The sequence below is a fragment of the Collinsella sp. CLA-ER-H6 genome (assembly GCF_040092305.1).
GTDB lineage: Bacteria > Actinomycetota > Coriobacteriia > Coriobacteriales > Coriobacteriaceae > Collinsella.
Window position 1 is genome coordinate 1 of the sequence record NZ_JBBNLS010000039.1, and the last position, 1,289, is coordinate 1,289.

1 protein-coding gene is annotated in these 1,289 nt (G+C 72.5%); it reads left to right on the top strand.

Annotated elements, in window-relative coordinates; all coding sequences use genetic code 11:
* Positions 1-118 precede the first annotated feature (118 nt).
* Positions 119-1,289: IS30 family transposase (locus AAAX77_RS09800; protein WP_349106094.1), on the top strand; the 1,171-nt coding region annotated here is incomplete at its 3' end.

The following is a 1,289-nucleotide window of genomic DNA, read 5'->3' on the forward strand; positions in this document are numbered from 1 at the left end:
CCTTGATTATCAACTTCATCCGAACACCTCCCACATTCATCCGCACATGTGCGGATGAATGTGGGAACCCGATACCCTGAGGGCCGGACCGGCCGGCCCCGGGAGATCGGAGGACGGCATGTCCGGAAAGAGGAAGAAGGGTTCCGAGAAGGCGGTCCCGAGGGCCTACGGAAGGCTCACGAGGCACGAGCGGGACACGGTCCAGAGGATGCTGGAGCGCAGGGCCTCGTGCAGGGAGATCGCGAGGGAGCTGGGCAGGTCGCCCTCGACGGTGAGCGCCGAGGTGGCGTCGCACAGGTTCGTGACGGCGCCGAAGTCCAGGCGCGGCGAGCGCGTGGACGCCTCCGCCGACCTGTCGGCGGCCTGCCCGCGCCTGGCGGCGTGGCCGCGATGCTGCAACGGCTGCGGCCGGTACCGCGCGATCGGCTGCAAGCGCCGCCCCCACATCTTCTACGAGGCCCGGGCCGCGCAGCTGTGCGCCGACTCGGTCCTCGTCTCGTCCAGGCGCGGGATAGACGCCGACGAGCCCGCCGCGGCCGAGGCGCTCGCCCACATTCGCGACGGCCTGCGCCGCGGCCTGTCGCCCGAGCAGCTGTCGGCCCGGAACGGCGGGCCCGTGGACCTGTCGCCCTCGACGATCTACCGCTGGGTCTCGGCGGGCTACGACGGCATGACCAACATGGAGCTCAGGCGCAAGGTCGGCTACAGGCCGAGGAAGCGCGCCGCCGGCCGGGCGGCCACGCGCCACTCCGCCCGCAGGTCGCATGCCGCGTTCCTCGCCCTCGGGGAGGACGCGTGCGCCGCGGCCTGGGAGATGGACACCGTCGAGGGCGCCCGGGAGGACTCCGCCTGCCTGCTCACGCTGCTGCACCGCCCCAGCAGGCTGCAGCTCGCGCTGCCGCTGGCGGAGAAGACCGCCGGGCGCGTCGCGGCCGCCCTGGGCGATATCAGGGAGGTCCTCGGCGCCGACGGCATGGGCAGGGTCTTCCGCGCCGTGCTCACCGACAACGGCACGGAGTTCTCCGACGAGCGGGCGATCGCGGACCTCGTCGGCGAGGGGCCGGGCGAGACGAGGCTGTTCTACTGCGACCCGAGGCGCAGCGACCAGAAGGGCGCCTGCGAGCGAAACCACGTCGAGATAAGGAAGCTGCTGCCCAAGGGCTCCGGACTCAGGTTCGACCGGCTCGCCCCGGCGGACCTGGCGCTGGCCATGTCGCACGTGAACTCCGAGCCCCGCGGCGCGCTCGGCTTCTCGACGCCCGCCAGGGCCTTCAGGGCGATGCTCGGGG